Annotated in this window: 21 protein-coding genes; 15 read left to right on the top strand and 6 right to left on the bottom strand. The window is 44.3% G+C overall.

Annotation, left to right across the window (positions count from 1 at the left end; all coding sequences use genetic code 11):
* Positions 1–171: 171 nt before the first annotated feature.
* A complete protein-coding gene (locus QXR61_07295; protein ID MEM3757750.1) occupies positions 172–996 on the top strand; it encodes an inositol monophosphatase family protein in 825 nt (274 codons plus the stop codon).
* A 10-nt stretch (positions 997–1006) separates the two neighbouring features.
* Entirely contained in the window at positions 1007–1876 is an 870-nt protein-coding gene (locus QXR61_07300; GenBank protein MEM3757751.1) for a metallophosphoesterase, read from the top strand.
* Here QXR61_07300 and QXR61_07305 read toward each other — a convergent pair.
* Positions 1868–3754: a glycoside hydrolase family 127 protein gene (locus QXR61_07305; protein MEM3757752.1), complete on the bottom strand. Its 1887-nt coding sequence runs from the start codon at positions 3752–3754 to the stop codon at positions 1868–1870. The two genes, QXR61_07300 and QXR61_07305, sit on opposite strands and share 9 nt — an antisense overlap.
* Before the next feature lie 286 nt (positions 3755–4040).
* Between QXR61_07305 and QXR61_07310 the strand changes: the two genes are divergently transcribed.
* Genes QXR61_07310 through QXR61_07320 form a run of 3 tightly spaced genes read left to right on the top strand, consistent with a single transcriptional unit; the run spans position 4041 to position 7335 of the window.
* The gene (locus QXR61_07310) at positions 4041–4388 is read left to right on the top strand and encodes a hypothetical protein (protein MEM3757753.1); all 348 of its coding nucleotides are present in this window, start codon (positions 4041–4043) and stop codon (positions 4386–4388) included.
* Entirely contained in the window at positions 4382–5974 is a 1593-nt protein-coding gene (locus QXR61_07315) for a hypothetical protein (GenBank protein MEM3757754.1), read from the top strand. The genes QXR61_07310 and QXR61_07315 overlap by 7 nt, the downstream gene beginning before the upstream one ends.
* A 2-nt stretch (positions 5975–5976) precedes the next feature.
* Entirely contained in the window at positions 5977–7335 is a 1359-nt protein-coding gene (locus QXR61_07320; GenBank protein ID MEM3757755.1) for a radical SAM protein, read from the top strand.
* A gap of 94 nt (positions 7336–7429) precedes the next feature.
* Here QXR61_07320 and QXR61_07325 read toward each other — a convergent pair whose 3' ends face one another.
* Entirely contained in the window at positions 7430–7660 is a 231-nt protein-coding gene (locus QXR61_07325; GenBank protein MEM3757756.1) for an Lrp/AsnC ligand binding domain-containing protein, read from the bottom strand.
* A 97-nt stretch (positions 7661–7757) separates the two neighbouring features.
* Between QXR61_07325 and QXR61_07330 the strand changes: the two genes are divergently transcribed.
* Positions 7758–8324, top strand: coding sequence for a hypothetical protein (locus tag QXR61_07330; GenBank protein MEM3757757.1), 567 nt, complete (start codon positions 7758–7760; stop codon positions 8322–8324).
* Between the two features lie 174 nt (positions 8325–8498).
* Here QXR61_07330 and QXR61_07335 read toward each other — a convergent pair whose 3' ends face one another.
* Positions 8499–9287: a M55 family metallopeptidase gene (locus QXR61_07335; protein ID MEM3757758.1), complete on the bottom strand. Its 789-nt coding sequence runs from the start codon at positions 9285–9287 to the stop codon at positions 8499–8501.
* Between the two features lie 182 nt (positions 9288–9469).
* On the opposite strand from QXR61_07335, the gene hisS reads away from it, so the two are divergent.
* Complete coding sequence (hisS, locus tag QXR61_07340) at positions 9470–10768, top strand: histidine--tRNA ligase (protein MEM3757759.1); 1299 nt, start codon at positions 9470–9472, stop codon at positions 10766–10768.
* Positions 10769–10801: 33 nt separating this feature from the next.
* On the opposite strand, the gene lysS is transcribed toward hisS, so the two are convergent.
* Positions 10802–12433, bottom strand: coding sequence for a lysine--tRNA ligase (gene lysS / locus QXR61_07345; protein ID MEM3757760.1), 1632 nt, complete (start codon positions 12431–12433; stop codon positions 10802–10804).
* A gap of 181 nt (positions 12434–12614) precedes the next feature.
* On the opposite strand from lysS, the gene QXR61_07350 reads away from it, so the two are divergent.
* From QXR61_07350 to QXR61_07375, 6 genes are all read left to right on the top strand, one after another.
* Positions 12615–13253, top strand: a complete 639-nt coding sequence (locus tag QXR61_07350) for a 30S ribosomal protein S5 (protein MEM3757761.1) — start codon at positions 12615–12617, stop codon at positions 13251–13253.
* 5 nt (positions 13254–13258) lie between these two features.
* Positions 13259–13738, top strand: coding sequence for a 50S ribosomal protein L30 (locus tag QXR61_07355; protein MEM3757762.1), 480 nt, complete (start codon positions 13259–13261; stop codon positions 13736–13738).
* 16 nt (positions 13739–13754) lie between these two features.
* Positions 13755–14210: an uL15 family ribosomal protein gene (locus QXR61_07360; protein ID MEM3757763.1), complete on the top strand. Its 456-nt coding sequence runs from the start codon at positions 13755–13757 to the stop codon at positions 14208–14210.
* Positions 14211–14280: 70 nt separating this feature from the next.
* On the top strand, positions 14281–15702 hold the full coding sequence (gene secY / locus QXR61_07365; GenBank protein MEM3757764.1) for a preprotein translocase subunit SecY: 1422 nt from the start codon (positions 14281–14283) through the stop codon (positions 15700–15702).
* 5 nt (positions 15703–15707) lie between these two features.
* Positions 15708–16178 (top strand): EMC3/TMCO1 family protein, encoded by a 471-nt coding sequence (locus QXR61_07370; GenBank protein MEM3757765.1) that lies wholly within the window; start codon positions 15708–15710, stop codon positions 16176–16178.
* Positions 16179–16198: 20 nt separating this feature from the next.
* A complete protein-coding gene (locus QXR61_07375) occupies positions 16199–16819 on the top strand; it encodes a cytidylate kinase family protein (protein ID MEM3757766.1) in 621 nt (206 codons plus the stop codon).
* Positions 16820–16849: 30 nt separating this feature from the next.
* On the opposite strand, the gene QXR61_07380 is transcribed toward QXR61_07375, so the two are convergent.
* Positions 16850–17674: an A24 family peptidase C-terminal domain-containing protein gene (locus QXR61_07380; GenBank protein MEM3757767.1), complete on the bottom strand. Its 825-nt coding sequence runs from the start codon at positions 17672–17674 to the stop codon at positions 16850–16852.
* A 187-nt stretch (positions 17675–17861) separates the two neighbouring features.
* On the opposite strand from QXR61_07380, the gene QXR61_07385 reads away from it, so the two are divergent.
* Together QXR61_07385 and cysS are read left to right on the top strand one after the other, a co-directional pair.
* Positions 17862–18539, top strand: a complete 678-nt coding sequence (locus tag QXR61_07385; GenBank protein MEM3757768.1) for a hypothetical protein — start codon at positions 17862–17864, stop codon at positions 18537–18539.
* Positions 18540–18608: 69 nt separating this feature from the next.
* On the top strand, positions 18609–20039 hold the full coding sequence (gene cysS, locus QXR61_07390; protein MEM3757769.1) for a cysteine--tRNA ligase: 1431 nt from the start codon (positions 18609–18611) through the stop codon (positions 20037–20039).
* 180 nt (positions 20040–20219) lie between these two features.
* Here the strand turns inward: cysS and QXR61_07395 are convergent, their stop codons facing one another.
* Positions 20220–20375 carry a hypothetical protein gene (locus QXR61_07395; protein MEM3757770.1) on the bottom strand — a complete coding sequence of 52 codons (156 nt, stop codon included), beginning with the start codon at positions 20373–20375 and terminating at the stop codon, positions 20220–20222.
* Positions 20376–20478 lie beyond the last annotated feature (103 nt).

The raw sequence follows: 20478 nt of genomic DNA on the forward strand, positions 1-20478 counted from the left end.
TTCTTCACTTCTTCAGCCTTCTTCTCCTTCTCGCCATAATAATACTTCTTTTTCTTCTCGGCTTCAGCCTCCGACAAACGGCATTCCTCCAATAAATAGTGGTCACCAACGTGGATATAAGGCTTACAAGAATATATATGGGAGACATCCAATGATAGGATTGATGGATAAATGGGCGGCAGCATCAATTTACTGATTGAGGTGGCTAAAGAAATATTCTCCTCCGTTCACCCGATGCTTGGGAAACCTAAATCAGGGGAGATAGTCGGATTAGGTTTCGGCGGTGACAGAACCAGGTTGATTGATGAGGTGGCGGAAAAAGTCGCCGTTAATTATTTGGAGAAGAACGGTTTTTCATGCGTATTTGTTGGTGAGGAATGCGGCATTAAAAAGATCGGTTCCTTGCCAGAATTCTACCTTATAGTGGATGGCGTTGACGGCACAAATAATGCTGTTAGAGGGATTAAGTTTGCATCGTCGTCGATAGCTTTGTCACCTACGGGAAGGCTGAGCGATATAGAGGCAGCTGTTGTGATAGATCTTTATGACGGCGGGATTTTCTCAGCTGAAAGAGGTCACGGCGCCAAATATAACGGCCAGCAAATTAAGCCGTCAAACGTGAGAAGCCTAAAAGACGCCATTGTATCGGTTGACGTGTCAAGGAGCGCTGAATCAATAGAGAGAACAGTGCCGATAATGGGTAAAGTTAAGGGCTTAAGAGCTTTTGGATCGGCATCCCTTGAGATATGCCATGTCGCATCCGGTTTTCTGGACGCCTACATCGATTTACGCGGAATGCTTAGGACGATAGACTTCGCCGCTGGGATGCTGATAATTATGGAGGCTGGGGGAGTGTTTCTACAACCGAATGGCGACAATGTACCGGATGTCCCGTTAACTGAGGTTAAACGCTTTTCGGTGATAGCCTCGGCTAACAAGAGCCTCTTTGACGAGATAACATCGCTGATAGCAGTTTCCAAGCAGAAGATTGGTTGAGTGAACGCATATGGATGAAGGAGACACTCTACTTAAGCCGGTAAGCCCATATGCAGCCCTCATGATAGATGATGGTTCAGAAAAAACCTTAGTGATATCAGATGTGCATTTAGGTTGGGAAGCGTCGCTATCAGAGGAAGGGATCCATATACCATCCCAGACGGGCAAGCTTATAAGAAGGCTTGAGCGCATAATATCGCTTGAGAAACCGGACTGCCTAATAGTGCTCGGAGACGTTAAACATACAATTGAGAAAATAGAGATTGAAGAGTGGCGGGATGTCCCATTCTTCTTTGAGAAGATCCGCGAAAAAGTCTCCTGCATAAAAATAGTGCCGGGGAATCACGATGGGAATATAGAGGTTTTATTGCCTGAAGGCGTTGAGGTTGCGCCGCAGCAGGGCGTGATGATAGGTTCAGTTGGCTTATTTCATGGGCACGCCTGGCCGGAGATAAAGATGCTTGGATGCGAAACGCTTGTTATAGGGCATATTCATCCAACAGTGGCTTTTAGAGACCCGGTAGGCTTCCGTATAACTAGTCAGGTTTGGGTTAGGGCTCCCTGCGATAGGAATACGCTTGTAAGATCTGTGCTAAAACATTACGGCGTCAAGTTTAAGAAGGACGAAGATCCTGAAAATCTACTTAAAATAAAGTTCTCCATAGAACCAAGGGTAAAAAACCTGCTGGTGATGCCCTCATTTAACGATTTCCTCGGCGGGAGAGCCATAAATAAGGCTTCAATATACGGGGAGGCTGTCTTCAAAGATTTTATCGGCCCGATTCTTCGATCCAGAAGTATAATCCTCGATAAATCTGAGATTTATCTTCTAGACGGAACTTTTCTCGGCTCACTAGACATATTAAGATCATTAGAATAATTTCTCCGGCGATCTTAACCACACTGTCATCGGCCCTTCTTCCCTATTCGCCCACGCATAGTACGGTATCGCGGTGAAATCCACTTTACGAGTCTCGTATTTAACATCTGTCTTAGGGGCATATAGCCTATTCCCGAATCTCTCAGCGTCAATGGCTAAGGCTTTGCCACGTATAATAACGACGCCGCCGAGCATGTTTGGCACATACTGCGTAGTTAGCGGGGCTTCATCTGGCAGTATCACGTCCCATACGTCAAAAGTTTTATTATCGGCTCCTTCAAGGCAGTATATTATCGGCCCCCTCCTCAAAGCAACCCTGTCATTATTCTCCATCACGCGTGTATGGGAAACAATCCTTTCAACCGGCATAGCTAACGATAAACGAACTTTGTCACCTTTCCTCCATAAACGGTGGATCTTCAAGTATCCTTGCTCAAAAGCTTTCTCGATTCTTTCTCCATTAACCTTTACTTGCGATTCTCTACACCAGCTTGGAATTCGGACGAATAGGCTAAACTCAATGTCTTCTTCAGGGTTTACAACGATTTCTATGTCGCCGCTCCACGGATAATCGGTATTCTGAGTTAATGTGATGCGAGTTTTCTCATATTCTATTTCCGCAGCGTTTTTAGCATAAAGATGAATCCACACGCCTCCCTCCGAAGTGCTGTAAAAGTATCCTGGAAGCGACGCTATTAAGCGGGCTATGTTGGGGGGACAGCACGCGCATTCGAACCATTCTTGACGTCTATGGCGGCCCCTATCCGCAAGGGGATTAACATAGAAGTAATGTTTTCCATCAAGCGATATGCCCGATAATATGCCGTTGTATAGGGCTAACTCCATAACGTCCGCGAAAAGCCCGTCGCCGGTTACCGTTAGCATGCGCCAGTTCCACATGAAATTGGCTATGGCGGCGCATGTTTCAGCGTACGCTCGGGCATTCGGCAGCTCGTAATCATCGCCAAAGGCTTCGCCCTCATACCGTGAGCCGACCCCGCCAGTTATATACATTTTTCGCTCAACCATATTGTGCCAGAGACGCATAAGCGCGTTGAACAGTGATTTATCGCCTATCTCAGCATAGACATCAGCCGCGCCGCAGTTTAAATATAGAGCTCGGACAGCATGCCCAACAATCTCGTTGAGATCCCTGAAAGGTTTATGATCAATGTGGTATGGGCTTCCACCAATGGTTCCTTTACCCCTAGTGTCGATGAAGAAGCGTGCTAAATCTAGATAATCTTTTCTGCCAACCGTTCGATAAAGCTCCACGAGCGCCATCTCGATCTCCGGGTGCCCGCATACACCGATTAGCTTGCCGGGGCCAAATGTGTCCACTATGTGATCGGCAAATTTACACGCTGAATCTAGAAGCTTCCTGTGGCCGGTAGCTCGATAAAATGCTATTGCAGCCTGTATGAGGTGGCCTGCACAGTAGAGCTCATGCATATCTCTTAGATTTCTCCACCTATCGTTTTTCCTCTCGAAAGTGAAGTAAGTGTTAATGTAGCCGCTCTCATCCTGCGCTGCAACAACCTCATCAATAACGCTCATCGCCATGCTGAGAACCCTATCGTCCGGATTATATGCGTAAGAGAAGGCCGAAGCCTCAATCCACTTATATACATCTGAATCATTAAAGTATAGGCCGCGGAAATCCCCTTTCTCTTTACCGGAAGCTCTGCGAAAATTAAATATGCGTCCGGTCTCCTCAAGCAGACGATATTGTGATGGCAAGGTTACTTCCTGAACAAGCTTCAGCCTCGGAGCCCAAAACGCATCTTCTAGATGGACTTTTTCGATCGGCACTGGACGTAGTAAAGCATACGGGCTACGGGTGGTATCCACCACATTAGTTAAACCATTTTCACTCAAGCGTTTCACCCTAATCCTGAATTATCGAGATATTTATGGATAAGATATTCCTGCTTATAAGCGTGATAACGATGTATATGGTATTGGATACCAAACTGTGTTTCGAAATACATATTGGCTGAAAGGGGCTTTTTGTTTAGGGCGAAAGAAAAGATTAATCTAGGTGAGGTTTAGAAAGGCGCTGAAGATTATAGATTTGTAATTTGGCTTGAGATGAGAATAAGAATTATTATAAGAGTGAACTGTATGTTTCTCTTAGTGCCATATTCGGGGATTTAGATGCGGAATGGTTAGAGGTCTATTAAAGATTATAGTGTATGGTGCATCTGCGCTTCTGCTGTTTCTAGGCGTGGTCTTCATGATGTCATTTAATCTCGGACTACCCTATCTCCTAGTTGGGGTTCTACTCACATCAACGGCGATAATACTTCTGGCATTAACTAGGGAGAGAAAGCCCATAGAGATTAAGCAGACAATATCGGTCGGCGGCCCGGTGAAGGTTAAAGAGGTGCGCTGCCCAGTCTGCGGCGCAAACATAGATGTGACTAAAGTTAGGATAGTCGCCGGGAGACCAATAGTTACATGTGGTTATTGTGGAAACAATTTTGAGTTGACAGAGGAGCCGCTATGGTAGCGACAGCTAATAGATGGGTTATCTTCCCGCTCCTAATACTTGCTTTAGCCTTGAGCATCCATCCGGCTTATGCCCAGGTTAGATATAGGGTTGATAGGGAGTGGGTTCAGATATGGATAAATAAGGATGGCTCAATAGACATACTATACAACATAACCATAACATATGTTTCGGGAACCCCTAAGGGGATAATCACCCTCGGGATGCCGAAAAAAGGCTTCCAAATACATTATGTCCGCGATATTAATGGCGGAAATATCACTCACGCTATAATCTCCTATGGAGACTTTTATGGCATAGACATATTGCTTAGAGACCCAATCCTACTGAACAAGTCCTACACGGTGATTGTTTACGCTTCAGTCCCAGAAATGATATATGAGGATGAGATGAACCCGGGTAATGTTGGGCTGAAATTCTATCCATCGACATTCGATGACGCCGAGGGAAAGATAAGCGACATTAGGGTTGCAATAGTTCTCCCAGAGGGGGTCAGGGAGGATGAGGTGAAATATGCTGAAAGAAGATTCAGCAATGTTTACAGGAATGAGGAGAACCTGCTTGTAGTCTACTGGGAAGAGGACGATTGGCCACCAGCCGAAGAGTTTTGGGTTGGGGTTTCCTTCCCAAAAAAGTATGTTAGCATAGGCCCAGACATCTGGCATTATATTTTAGTTGGCGGGTCAATCGCAGCATTTATGGTCGCGATAGGTGTAGTCATAGTTTTAGCCTTTAGGGGATTGAGGAAGGCTAAGTATGAGAAGCCTAGAATAGCCATCGAAGCCCTAGGCCCAGCTCGGGGCCTCACGGCTGTTGAGGCAGCCGTCCTCTTAGACCTAAAGCCCATTAAGGTTTTAACAATGATTCTCTTTAGCCTTCTCCTCAAGCGTGCAGTTGAAATAGTTTCTACCGAGCCTGTGATCAGGCTTAGGAGACTACATTACAATAGCGCTGATGAATCCAACCTAAGATACTATGAGATTGACTTTCTATGGGCGATAAGGTCTGATGGAAGCCTAGATGAGAAGGCGCTCGCAAGACTATACCTTAACCTAAAGGACACAGTGAACCTTAAGATCAGGAGCTTCTCTAGAATTGACACAATAAATTACTATAGGGATATTGTGAATAGGGCTTGGCAGCAGGTTATGCGGGCTGGCACACCGGAGCTTAAATGCGATGCTCTTGAGGGGAACATGGAGTGGCTTTTGGCCGACGAGAGATTTGAGGAGAGACTGCGAATAGCGTTCCCGCCAGACATAATAATCTATCCTAGGCCCGACTGGTGGTGGTATTGGGGTTGGCCGCGCGGTCAACCTCCAATCCAGACCGGTGGCGAGGTTAAGCCGACCCCCATACCAGGCCAAGAGTTCGCAAATAATATAGTCTTGGCGATTCAGAAGGCCGCAAACAATATCGTTTCAAATGTGCAGGAGTTCGCAAACCGACTGGTTCCAGCACAGAAGACGCAGGTTACCCAGAGGCCGCTGAGATATCCTAGCTGTGTATGTGCCTGCGCTAGCTGCGCCTGCGCATGTGCGTGTGTGAGTTGCGCGTGTGCCTGCGCCCATGGGGGTGCCCGTTAATCATGGTTAAGATTGGTCTTAAGAGGCTTTTTTCTGGGAGGATTAGGCTCCCTCTGTATCACTTGAGGGTTTACGATAATGTTCATAGGGGTTTAAGGCTCCACTTAAGGCTTGAGAGGGACGGAAGCGGTGTATTAATTGTTAATGCCTCAAGGGTCCTATTCCTCAATAAGACCGCAGCCGAGTATGTTGCCTCATTCATTAAGGGAGAGAGCGAGGACGAAACTGTGAGAAAAATGGTTAAGCGCTACGATATCGATGCTGAAACGGCGCGCAAAGACTACCATGAAATTCTCTATGTAATAAACACTTTTGTGAATACGCCGGATGTCTGCCCAGTCTCGTATTTGGGCGTTGAGAAGATGGAGCCGTTCCAAAAGGAGCTGAGCGCACCATACCGCATGGATCTAGCAATTACATACAGATGCAATAATAGGTGTATCCACTGCTATGCTGGTGGACCTAGGGAGACGAGGGAGCTGACGAAGAAGGAGTGGTTTAAGGTTATGGATAAAATCTTTAGTCTCGGGATTCCACACGTCGTCTTTACTGGTGGTGAGCCAACTTTAAGGGATGATCTGCCCGAGTTAATAGCGTATGCCGAGAAGATTGGACTTATATGCGGGTTAGTTACTAATGGGCGTAGGCTTAAAGATAAATCGTACTTTCAGTCCCTGGTTGATGCTGGCCTAGACCATATTCAGATAACCCTCGAATCCCATGATCCCGAAATCCATGATAGAATAACTGGCGTTGCTGGGAGCTGGAATGAAACGGTTGAGGGCTTGAGGAACGCTGTCGAGTCGCCCATATACACTATAACTAACACGACGCTCAATAAACATAACGCTGACGGAATTCTGGAAACCATAAAATTCATACATGACCTTGGACTTAAGCAGTTCGCATGTAATAGTATAATATATTCTGGAAAGGCGGCTCAGCCGGAAGCGATTAAGGATTTCGCCATAGAGGAGCATGAGCTTGAGCCAATACTAACTAAAATTAGGGATTATACATATGAGCTCGGGCTGGAGTTCATGTGGTATACGCCGACGGAATACTGTATATTAAATCCGCTTAAACTTGATTTAGGAATAAAGACGTGCAGCGCATGCCGAATAAGCATGTGCATAGAGCCAGATGGAACAGTTATACCGTGCCAGAGCTATTTTGCTCCGCTTGGAAACATTCTTAGGGATGATTGGGTGAGTATCTGGCAGCATCCATTATGCCAAGAGATTAGAGGTAGAAAGTATGCTCCGGAGAAATGCCGCGAATGCCCGATGCTGAACATATGTGGAGGCGGATGCCCATTAAAAATTAGATATGAATCCTATGTTTGCGGCAACATACCATAGAAATGCTGCGCGCTATGCTCTGGGCGGTGGAGGAAAACGACATCTAATTTTTCTATAAAAGATAAAGATGTTAAATTTAGGCATCCTAATATTCTTAGGGTATGCAAACGGCTGTCTGTGTATGTTGAACCCCCTCTATTGCATGTATCCTCTTTATAACGCTTTTAAGCGTTTCTAAGCCATCCAGCTCAGCGTAAACTATTATATCGTATTGTCCAGTCACTGCATGCGCTGTTTTTACGCCTTCAATCTTCGATATCTCTGATGCTATTTGCCATGGCTCTCCTCTTTCAACCTCGACTAAAATGTATACGCTTATTTGCATTTGCCACACCGACTAACATTATTCGCAAGGGTGATTAAAAATATATCGTAGTTCTATCCAAATAATATCTTGAATAATTGTTTTGGGAAGACTGGGGATGGAGGAAGAAAAGCTAAGAAAGATTGCGGAGTTAAGAGAGTTTCTTGAAGAGAGAATAAAAAGTCTGGAGATGGAGATTGAAGGTTTAAGGATGATTCTGGAATTTGTTAACGCGCTCCTACTGGAGAAAAGCTTTAGAAGAGCTGAAGAGATCACTCCGCTGAGAGCTGCTGAAGCTGCGCCAATCACGGTTCCTCCTCTCAGGGAGGGGGTTAGAGTTATACCATTAAAGACGAGCACGGGCGAGGCTTTAGCAAACATATACGTGGAGGATAAAAACCTACGTGTTATCCCAGAGGCTGATAAGAAATTTTATACGGATACTCCTCCCTTCGAGGCCTTCTTGATCGACAAGGTTTTAAATAAGATGCGGGACATTGATCAAGAGGCCGTTAAAAGAGGAGAACTTATGCCTGAAGAATCCTTATCCTTCGAGGTAAAGACTGAGGGAAATCTGATTCGAGAAATAGTTATCCGGAATGTGGCGCCGCAGAGGGAACGTGAACTAAGGTCTGCGATAAGGTGGACTCTGGAGAAGATGTATGAAAAAACCAAGGGAACATAAAGCGCCTACTGTACTGAGCTATAGCCGCGAAACATTCATATCCATCTATAGGATTTTATCTATTGGACGATGAGGAGATCGAGGTACGTGGACGCTTGCCAGTGGATGACGATCTTTTCCCGCTCCCGAGTCCACGCCATTATGCCACCCTGACAATAGGCAACCATTAAAAGGCTACCAATAGTAAATTTCCCTTGCACTCCTAATTGTTTTGCGCAGTGTACGGGCGTCTAGGCGCTCAACCCCTGGCCTAGCCGCGTACTCGTCAGCATAGTCGCTTCGGCAGAGCTCCAGCCTCATTTCAATCGGAGCTTCGAGTATGAAAGGCTTAAATTCGCCGGATTTGGCGCGCCGTATAGCTCTCACAGCAGCATCATGTATCATTTCATGCGCTCTTTCAGGTGCAATGCATTTAGCTTTGTTTCGGCCAAGCCCTTCTTTAACGGCGACTACCTCAATATCTCCAAAGAAGGTGCGCGCTTCTTCACATGCGGCCTTATCTCCCGTAACCATGATGACTGGTACACCGAATGCACCTGCGTAAGCGCCTGCCTGCCCAATTTCACCGAATTTTCTACCGTTAACGTAAAAGTTGAACCAGGAAATTGAGGATTGGGTGTGATCTAGAAACCCGTTTAGCGTTCCGGCCATGGCGTGGCAGCCAACTTGCATTAATCCGCTGAAGCTCTCATCAAGACTTGGCATAACCTCTAATGGGCTTTTCACAGTTTCGTAAATGGCTCTATTATCCAGGAGCTCAAGTATAAAGTTGTTGCCGTCACCGTGTCCATCTAACACGACAACTTCCGTAGCTCCGCCTTCAAAGGCCCCTCTAACAGCGGCGTTAACATCTTCACAAAGAAGCTTACGGCTTCTCTCGTACTCTGGGTTACCCTTCTGCACTTGTTCTGGACGCCAAATGCCACTAATACCTTCCATGTCCGTTAAAACATATATTTTCATTTTAAACCTGCCTCCAACCGCTTTAAATCACATTTTTGGAAATTCAGTTTTAATCCGTTTTACTCCGTAAGATATTAGAGTATCCGTCTCGGAAAATAATCCTTAAATCTCCTTAATCCCTAATGTGTAGCATGACACGCATTTAGTTTAATGCTGGGATTACTGCTCTTGGAGGGAAGCATTTGCATCCGGATTTCCGGCAACCAGTACGCGGCATGAGGGATCTACTGCCTGATGAAGCTTGGACGCTAAGGTTTATTGAGAAGAATGCTAGGCAGCTGGCTGAGCTATATGGCTACGAGGAAGTTATAACCCCAATCATCGAATACTATGATCTATTAGCCGCTAAAATCGGCGAGGAAAATAGGAGGCGCATGTATGTTTTTGAGGATCTTGGCGGCAGAAAGGTCGCCTTAAGACCCGAGTTCACCGCGTCAATAGCTAGGCTTGTGGCCACGAAGATGGCTAGCTCACCTAAGCCAATAAGGCTTTTCTCGATTGGAAGTTTATATCGATATGATGAGCCTCAGCTAGGCAGATACCGAGAATTCTGGCAGGCAAATTACGAGCTTATAGGTTCAAGTAAACCTGAAGCAGACGCTGAGGTTTTAAGCCTAACAATCGACTTCCTTGAAGGGATCGGATTAAAAGACTACGTGTTAAAGGTAAACCATATCGGTATACTACGTAGCATTCTTGGAAGGGAAGGCATGCATGAGGAAAGGCAGAACATAATCATGCAGTATTTAGACAAGAAAGATTTGGATGGGGCTATAAGGGCTGCCGAAGAGTATGGCGTATCAAATAAATGCCTAAAATCCCTCAAAAACCTCTTTAGCATAAAAGTTGATGATAAGGACGAGTTTGTTAAAAAGATTGGTAATGAGGTGATTTGTGAGTACCCGGAAGCAGAAGAATCTTTAAGAAACCTTAGCGACATTATTGATCTGGTTAAAGGTTGGGTCACCAATGCAAAATTTTATTTTGAAGCTAGCTTTGCTAGGGGGCTAGAATACTATACTGGCATAATCTTTGAGACCTATGTTCCAGAGTTAAATATAGCTGTAGGCGGTGGGGGAAGATATGATAGGCTTATAGAGATTTTTGGCGGCGGAGAGATACCTGCTGTAGGCGTGGCTCTTGGCGTTGACAGAATAATGATCGCTATGGAAAAGCAAAGGGTTAATCCGCCTAAAACGCGGAGAGCGCGGGTTCTAGTCATTCCGATTGGTGAAAGTAACATAGCTGAAGCCTTCAAAATATCGGCTATGCTTAGAAGGCATAATATTCCAGCTGAAGTAGAAGTTATGAGGAGAAGTCTTTCACGCGCTCTCTCAGACGCAAGCAGGAGAAACATAACGCATACGGTTATCGTTGGATCGAGAGAGCTCAGTGAAGGAAAGATTATTCTGAGAGATATGAGAAGCGAAACCCAAGAAACCATTAAAATAGAAGACTTATTGGATAAAATACCGTCTTAATAGGGTAAACGAGGCTTCTAGGAAGCCTTATTTTTAAGCGCTCTCTAAGATCCTCTCTAATGCTTTTATAACATTTTCCCTTCCCATAGCAACTATATATGGCCCTAACCTTGGGCCTGATGGGGCGCCTAAAAGTATCATGTAAAGCGTCTTAAAGAAGCTTTTCGGCTCTATATCGTTCTTTCTAGCAACCTCAAATATTGCGCTTTGAATCTTTTCAGCTTCTTTTTCCGCCTGAATTCTTTGAATCAATTGTTTTATCGCGTCCTTCTCATTTTGAGATAGGCTGATTGCTGTCTCGGTTATCTCCTCAAAGTCTTTAACCCAGTTAAGGGCATACTCAATACGCCGTTTTAACTCATCGTCCACATCGCTTTTACCTTTTATATAGCCGTAGTCTCGCAGCTTATCGGCTATGAAATCGAGCTCCGAACCCTTAGGCGCGATCTTTGCGAGGTAGGTGAGCACGTTGTACGGCACATGTATACTTGCTTTATCTGGAACCTTAAGGAGCCAACAATATTCATATAAGCCTTTAAGCTTAGTCTCCTCCCTTTTATCACTTGTCTTGATCCTGCCGAAATATATGTCCTCTAAATAGTCGAACTCATTCATGTAGCGTGGCACATCGGAGATGGAAATATTCCTTGTCCCAACGAACCGCTTCAGCGTTAATAAAAGCAGGGATTGGGGGGAACCATATTTAAGCCAGAGCTGAGGCGTAAGAACATTTCCAGTCGACTTGGAGATTTTTCTCCCGCTCTTATCTAAGAACAATTCGTAGCGTGCATGAAGCGGAGGCTCATATCCCAGTATTTCGCGTGATATTCTATCGTTTACTTTAACTGAATCCGTTAAGTCTTTCCCATAAGCCTCAAACCTTATATCCAGCGCGCGCCATCTAGCTGCAAACTCGCCAGCTTTCCAACTGAGCTTGCCTTCTCCTTTAGTGTAGTCTGCCTCGCCCTCATATCCGCATCCTTTAAGCCACTTGCCCTTAACCTCCATCCCTTCACATACGTAAAGCACCTTACTCTCATCCGGTAAAAACTTGTAAGCTTTAGTGGTGTATATTCTCCCGCAGGAAGCGCAAACAGGGAAGTATGGGAGCGCTTCAAGATATTTTTCTTGTCCAGTCTCTTCATGCACGATCTCGCCTACGCGTGCCGCGTTCAGTAAAATATCTCGAGTCTCATTGTTTAGTAAACCTTGCTTGTAAGCTTCGATCGCGGACATGAATTTATATTCTATGCTAAGCCTATCCAAGGTGTCGAGCAGCAGGTAAACCATGTGGTCTCCATAGCTGCCATGGCATCCGAAAGGATCCGGAATATCCGTTACAGGTTTACCTAAATGTTCCTCTAAAGACTTTGGCAGTCCGGCTGGAACGCTTCTCAAACCATCCTTATTGTCGGAGAAAACTATAAACTCGGATTTATACCCCTGCTCCCTGATCGCTAGTGAAATCGCGTAGTTTCTCGTAACCTCGGATAGGCTACCTATATGTGGTATACCTGACGCCCCGACACCGCTCTCAACCCTAATGATGCTTAAACTTCTACCGAGCTTGCGTTCCCTCTCTATTATTTTAAGCGCCATTTTATCATACCATGTTCCGTGTCCAATAATCTTCTCATCTGGCTTCGGCTTCAGCGCGCGGCTCATTTTCCTTACCTATCTTCGCTTTGACGCTATAAATATGAAGGTTTAAAATGAAAATAAAAGCTTATTGATTTTGCTTACGCAAGCCTTCAGAGCGGTGAATTAGCAGATAAGTTTAAATCTATTGTCTGCATTGTTTCTTTAAAAATTTGATAACCCAGCTAAAGATATGGTGTGATATGCGTTGGGCGAGGCTGTCAGCAGAACTAAGGAATCTGAATGGGTTCCGCGCACTAAGCTTGGTAGAATGGTGCTTGAGGGTAAAATATCTTCTCTAGAGGAGATATTTGCCAACGGACTTAAGATAAACGAGCCAGAAATAGTAAATATGCTTGTTCCAAACCTCGAGGAGGAGATTATAAATATAAGTCTCGTTCAAAAGCAAACAGATGCTGGTGAAAAGTCTAGGTTTAAGGCTATTGTAGCCGTTGGGAATAGGGATGGATGTTTGGGCATCGGTTCTGGGAAGGCGACTCAAGTACGCACAGCCATAGAGAAGGCTGCGAGAGAAGCCCGCCTAAACATTACAATTGTACGTAGAGGTTGCGGAAGCTGGGAGTGCGGATGCGGTCAACTCCATTCATTGCCATTTGAGGTTACTGGAAAATGTGGCGCGGTGAAAGTTAAGATCTTGCCCGGACCTAGAGGTTTAGGTTTAGTTGCCGGCGAGGTTGCTAAAGTCATCCTCAGGCTTGCTGGCGTTAAAGATTGTTGGATGAGAAGCTATGGTTCAACTGGGACGATACCTTCATTCGCGTACGCGATGTTTGATGCCTTAAAGAAAACATATGAAGTTGTTACGCCACTAGACTGGGCGAGGTAAGGGAGATGGAGAAGAGAGGCAAGTGTTTAGCGGTTGTTAGGGTTAGGGGCACTGTTAATGTCAGGAAAGATATTGAAGATACTTTAAAGATGCTTAACTTAACCCGCAACTGCCATGCAACCCTAATAGATGATCGCCCCTCATATTTAGGTATGCTTCAGAAGGTTCAGAATCAAGTGACTTGGGGGGAAGTTTCAAAAGAGGTTATCGCGATGCTTCTTAAAAAGAGAGGGAGACTTATTGGAAACAGAAAGATAACAGATGATTATGCTCAGAAACTTGGCTTTCAGTCCCTTGACGATTTGGCTGACGCAATATACGGTCTACGAGTTGAGTTTAATAAGATTCCTGGAATTAAGCCTGTTTTTCGCCTTAAGCCTCCGAGTGGAGGTTATGAGGGAAGCGTAAAAAAGAGCTGGGTGAGTGGCGGCGTGACGGGATATAGGGGTGAGGCGATAAACGATTTATTGAAGAAAATGATTTAGGAGGGCTGAATAATATATGCCGCATAGCCTTAGAAAGATCCGTAAGAAGCGTGGATCTAGAACATGTGGATATGGAAGGGTTGGGCAGCATAGGAAAAGTGGGTCTAAGGGTGAAAGGAGGGTTGGCAGACATAAGCATCTGTGGTCTTGGGTTCTTAGATATGAACCAGATTACTTCGGCTACAAGGGCTTCACTTCCCCAAAACAAAAGAAGATAAAGGATCTTCGGTGCATAAATCTAAAAGATCTTGAGGAGATAGCGCTGAAAATGGCTTCAAATGTTAAAAAAGGCGAGAAAATAATCGTAGATCTTGAGGAGATGGGTTATGTTAAGCTTCTCGGCGAAGGGAAGATAACTATACCGGTCACAGTTAAAGTTCCGTTGTGTAGTGAAATCGCCTTAAGAAAAATTAAGGATGCTGGTGGAGAAGTGCTAATAACCGGGAAAACTGGAGGGGTTGAAGCCGCCTAGATACGCCTAAACTAATATAAGTCTTTGAAATAACATTTTTAATTGCGGGACACTGCTTGAGGGATAAAATGTGGCTGGCAGATTTCTAAGAGCTTTTCAGCCGCTAATAAAATTTATTCCGGAAATCAAAGCCCCTGAGCGAAGAGTTAGTTTTACTGAGAAGCTGGTCTGGACGGCCCTCGCCCTACTTATCTACTTTATTATGAGCGAGATACCGCTTTACGGTTTAAGTAAAACTGAGGACATAATGTTCTATAGGGTGATATTTGCCTCAACTAGGGGCACATTAATGGAGCTGGGTATAGGGCCAATAGTCACCGCGGGCCTAATACTGCAGTTGCTTGCAGCCTCAGGCTTTATAGGTGTAGATTTCTCAAACTATGAGGATAGAGCGCTATTCTCAGGCGCAAACAAAGTTTTAGCGGTAATAATGACCGTAGTTCAAGCATCAGCTTATCTGCTGGGCGGCTTCTTCGGAAACCTAGGAGCTCTGCAGGCGGTGATAATTTTCATGCAGCTGATAGTTGCAGGAATAATTGTCATGCTTCTAGACGAAATGATTCAGAAGGGTTGGGGAATAGGCAGCGGTATAAGCCTCTTCATATTGGCTGGTGTCGCTCAGCGCATAATGTTAGATTGCTTTTCAATATGGCCTTCTCTAAGTGAACCGGGAAAAGCTAGAGGAATAATCTCAGCTATGATTCAAACACTTGCCGCGGGAGAATCTCTGAATAGTCTCTTAATTAGGTCGGCCGATGATCCAAGTATTCTTGGCTTAATACTGACAGTAAGCATATTTCTATTCTGCATTTACGCTCAGGGTGTTAGGGTTGAAATACCTATCGCCCACTCCCGATTTAGAGGATTTAGAGGCAGATACCCAATAAGCCTCCTCTATGTCTCTAACCTGCCAGTTATATTCGCTTCAGCGTTGTTCGGAAACATCTATATTATAGGTCAGATCCTGTGGAACAATTACCATAATAATCCAACCCTATATCCATGGATAAAATTAATCGGCGATTTCCAATATACGGAGGGAGGGTATCTTCACCCTGTAGGCGGGATGGCGTATTACGTTACATCCCCAAGGGGCTTCTATGATGTTTTAAATGATCCACTCAGATACACTGTTTACGCAGTGCTGCTAGTAGCTTTCTGCGTCCTCTTCTCATGGGTTTGGCTCCAGGTTGGCGGGCTAGATCCGAGAACCGTCGCCAAGCAGCTTGTTGACGCCGGTATGCAGGTTCCAGGCTTCAGGAGATCTGAGAAACCTATAGAAGTGATTTTAAAGAGATATATTCCGGTGGTAACTCTACTTGGAGGATTTATTGTAGGTTTAATGGCGGCTATAGCCGATCTATTTGGAGCTTTTGGTACTGGAACAGGGATACTGCTTTCAGTAGGAATAATCTATCAGTATTATCAGCAGATAGTAGGCGAACGCATTGAGGAAATTTATCCGGGGATAAGAAAGTTCCTCGGAAGGTGACAGATATGCAGCTAGATCTTTTAAGTCCTCCAATCTCAACTTTCTTCATAATGTTTATAGCGTTCATCTCCTCCCTGGTGACCGCGCTAATCAACAGAAAGTTCATTGATAGAAAGATGCTTGCGGAATGGCAGAAAGAAATCTCCGCGTGGAACGCTGAGAGGGAGCTCGCTAGAAAAATAAGTGACAAGAAGCTTATGGCTAAGGTTAAGAAGCAGGAAGTTCGGATAATGCAGATCAAGGCAAGGATCTCCATGCAGCAAACAAAAGTCTGGCTTATCACTTTTATTCCATTCTTGATCATGTGGTGGTTACTGATATTTTTCTACGGGAATAGGCCGGTCGCCTTTATGCCTCTACTTGGCGAGAAAGTGGAGATACCGTTCTTCTTCTGGTATATTATATGCCAATTCTTCTTCAACTTTCTAATATCAAGGATACTTAACGTTGAGATGGGCTTTGGAACGAGGACATAGTGTCTAGGAGGAAACAATGGATGGCTTCATCAACGGAAGGAAGGAAAAAAATAGTTATATGTATTTCCGGCCTAGCCGGATCAGGAAAAAGCACTGTCGCCAGGAGGATCGCTGAGCACTATGGCCTAAAGTACTATTCTGGCGGGGATGCGTTAAGGGCGATCGCGGCGGAGAGGGGCTACCGTATCTATGATCGGGGTTGGTGGGAGACTGAAGAAGGGATGAGGTTCCTTGAAGAACGCCTAAGAAATCCCGATTTAGACAGGCTCATAGATGATAGGATGCTTAAATGGGCTGAGGAGGGTAACGTCGTACTCGACAGCTGGACGATGTCTTGGCTCTTAAAGGACGCTGACTTAAAAATATGGCTTGATGCTTCAGAGGAGGTTAGAGCTCAGAGGATATCTAAGCGGGATGGAATAAGCTTTGAAGAGGCGCTTAAACGCATGAGGGAAAGAGAGAGACAAACAAAAGAAATTTACAGGGCCCTTTATGGCTTCAGGTTAGGCGAGGATCTTGAACCATTCCATGTAATACTGGACGTGAACAGTCTTGATCAAGATGAGGTTTTCAGGGCTCTCTGCATGATAATTGATAACATGCTCTTGAAGAGAAAGGAAGAAGAAAAACAGAACCCTTAAAAAATTTCAGCTAATTAGCCCGTCGCGCTCCTAAATTGATATTGATTTTAGAAGATTGAATGTTAGCCAGAATATTATGTCGCCTAGAAATACCGTTATTATCAAGCCGGCTTCCATGAAGATAAGGAAGGGTAGTGCTGGCGTAACCCAAATTTTTCCATTAATTCCCTCCGGTATCTTGCTCTTGGTCTCATTGTTAGCGCCTAATATCCGGAGTATTTTCAGATTCCTCTTGAAGGAACCATCGCCCTCCATACTAAACTCTTCCATAATCATATAATGATGTTTTCCAGAGCGCAATTTTTCAGCTTTCACCCTATACCCAATTGTGAAGGCCAAAGCCTTCTTAAGAAGACTAGTCTTCTCTAATCCCTCAAATATTCTTCCACCGCTTCTCGCTAAATCTATGAGGTTCCTCAAAGACATCGCTGCAGTCAATAACGCGGCGGCTAAAACAGAATTATTCAATGTTGATATCGGTATTGGCAATGGGAAAACGTTTTGCAAACGCTGCTCAAAAATGGGTTTAATAAACTCAATGTTCAAGCGCGTGGGCATCGAGATCGCTAAGCAGATCATGGCTTTTGCGTCAGCTCCACCCCACAGACCTGAGTAGAATAATGCCAGCGATAGCCCGGAGACTATAATTAGCGTCATAATCCACGCGATCATGTCTGAGATTTGATTTGCGCCGCTTAGGACTAATGATGCTATTGAGAGCGCTAAACCTACTGGCGCAGAAATGATCCAAACGAGATCTGGGACTTCTCTAAACTTCAAGTCATAGATTGACGCTATGGAGAGAAAAGTTAAGCATAGGCTTAGTCTCAATGAATCGAGTAGACCATTAACCATTCGTCTATCCCTCTAGTTAAACTATTTTGAGAGACTTTTGAACACTTTTAAGAGACCTTACATTAATCCAAGAATGCTTTAGGATGATATTGGTCTATAAAATATATATGTTTTCTCGGGAATAACCATAATATTATTTGGATGCCAGTAGCCGATGAGAGTCTCTTCCATAGCGAGTTGATGAATAATGGGGGTTAGAGTTAAAGCGATAATAAAGCTCTCTGGTATAATTATAACGGTGATGCTTTCTACGTTAACCCTATATAAATTGCCTACTAACTCTGCGCTGTTAAGGGAGCATGAGATTATAAGTATTTTCTTGTCAGCTTTTTTTAGTCATTTGGCGATAATTGCAAGAGGATTTTTTATTCCGCTTTTCCTATCTATGACCGAAAAATACAATCCGATGCTTTTAGGCTTATCTGCAGGTTTAGGCGGAGGTCTTGGGGAAATAATTGCGTATTGCTGGGGGCTTAGCATAAAAGAAACAGTGTCGACCAATGGAGACAAAGCGAACGACCCCTTACCTAAATGGGTTGAAAAATACGGTTTGCTCGCGATCCTATTATTCGCCTCCTCACCATTACCTGACACGCCAATAATGCTTTTAGCTGGAGCCCTTCGTTTCCCACTCTGGAAGCTGATTATCGCTCAAATTGTTGGAAAAACAACTCTCTACACTCTTGGAGCTATATTTGGAGGCTTTATCTTCATGGAGCTTAAGTCTGCGGCTGAAGAAGTAATCGTCTCAACAATGATTTTGGCCGCCTCAGTGATTTTATGCGTACTTGTCTCTTGGAATAAAAGTAGGAGGAAAATTTTAAGTATTCTTGATAGAGGCATGAAGACGATTATGCGCCAATGAGCCCGTAAATCCAAGCCAATCTATTTATATATTGGCGTATTAGCAGATTAATGTTGAATCCATATGGTGCTGAGAATATTCAACACTCTGGGCATGCGAAAAGAGGAGTTCAAACCACTGCATGAAGGCGAGGTCAGAATATATGTCTGCGGCCCCACAGTATACGATTTTATCCATATTGGAAATGCAAGGGCGTTCATTGTAGCCGACGTTATACGCAGATATCTAGAATATAAGGGCTTCAAAGTTACTTTGGTGAGTAATATAACTGATATAGATGACAAAATAATTAGGCGCGCACAAGAGACGGGGCTAAGTGTACAGCAGATCGGCGAGATCTATAGTGACGCGTATTTTGAGGATATGGCTGCGCTAAACATAAAGAAGCCAGATATCAATCCGCGTGCAACACAACATATACCTGATATGATAATGGCTGTTCAGAAGCTCATCGAAAAAGGATACGCCTATGAAGTCGACGGAGACGTTTACTTTGACGTGTCAAAATTTAGCGACTACGGCAAATTATCAGGAAATAAAATGGAGGCCTTAGAGGCTGGCGCAAGGATTGAAGTTAACCCAAAAAAGAGGAACCCCGCGGACTTCGCATTATGGAAGGCGAGGAAAGAAGGTGAACCGGGATGGTATAGTCCTTGGGGTTGGGGTAGACCAGGATGGCATATTGAGTGCTCAACAATGGCCATGAAGTATCTGGGCGAAACATTAGACATCCATATGGGTGGAAAAGATTTAATTTTCCCGCACCATGAGAACGAAATAGCGCAGGCTGAGGCCCTCACTGGAAAGCCTTTTGCCCGATACTGGATACATAATGAGTGGCTTACTGTTAATGGTCAAAAAATGTCTAAGTCTCTAGGGAACTTCATAACGGTTAGAGATGCTTTGAAAACGTATAGCCCACAGATTCTAAGATTCTTCTTAATATCTGCGCATTACAGGAGTCCAATAGACTTCAACGAAGAGAGCATGAAGGTTGCCAAGGCTAATGTTGAGAGAATATTTGGGGCTTTAGAAAGACTTCTCTCTCTTAAGGAGCGGGATGAAAGCGGAAAAGAAGATGAGAAGCTGGTTTCTCAGGCGCGGGAAGCAAAAAGGAGGTTTGAGGAATCCATGGACGACGACTTTAACATGCCTCTAGCGATAGCTGCCGTATTTGAGATAGTTAAGGCAGTAAACGCCTACGCAGATCAAAATGGCGAAATCGGAGCCGCAACGAAAAAAGAAGTGTATGAAATCTTTAAAACGCTTGTTGAAGATGTTCTTGGAATAAAAATTGAGATTAAAAAAGAGGATGGCGAGGAAAGACAGGAGACAATACTGAAGAGTTTAATTGAGGTAATTCTTGAGGTAAGGCAAGAGATGAGGAGGAGAAAGGAGTGGAAGATATCTGACGAGATCAGAGATAAACTACAAAAAATCGGCTTCATTATTGAAGACACACCTAAGGGAACAAGATGGAGAGTTAAAGAAGAAATCTAAACAGATTAGGTCGATGAAAGATTAACTGTTATTGTGCTGGAAAATCAAATATTCTCGATTTTCATTGGGGTCTCTTTGAGGGGATTTGGTTGCGATTTTTACGTTCTCTATGACAATTTACGTATCTGGTGTTATGCTTTCACGTAGAAGCGCTAAGAATGGATCTAGTAAGAGAATGCCTTATGTATGCGGTGAAAGACTGGCATCTTTAACTTCAAGAGCTATTATCTCCCCATACAAATATATTATTTTCTTCATTATTCTTGATTCCTCTCTGGTCATAATTGCTTTTGCATCCGCTGCATTAAATCCGTTTAACATTTGGTTCTTCAGCATTTACGTTCTCTTGCTGCTTATCTCAAGCACTCTTCTAATGGAAGTGGTAGAGTGACGCTGGCAGATGGTATACTTAGATGGGCTATTAAGAGGTCACCTTGGG

The organism is Candidatus Bathyarchaeia archaeon (assembly GCA_038882715.1).
Lineage (GTDB): Archaea > Thermoproteota > Bathyarchaeia > Bathyarchaeales > DTEX01 > DTEX01.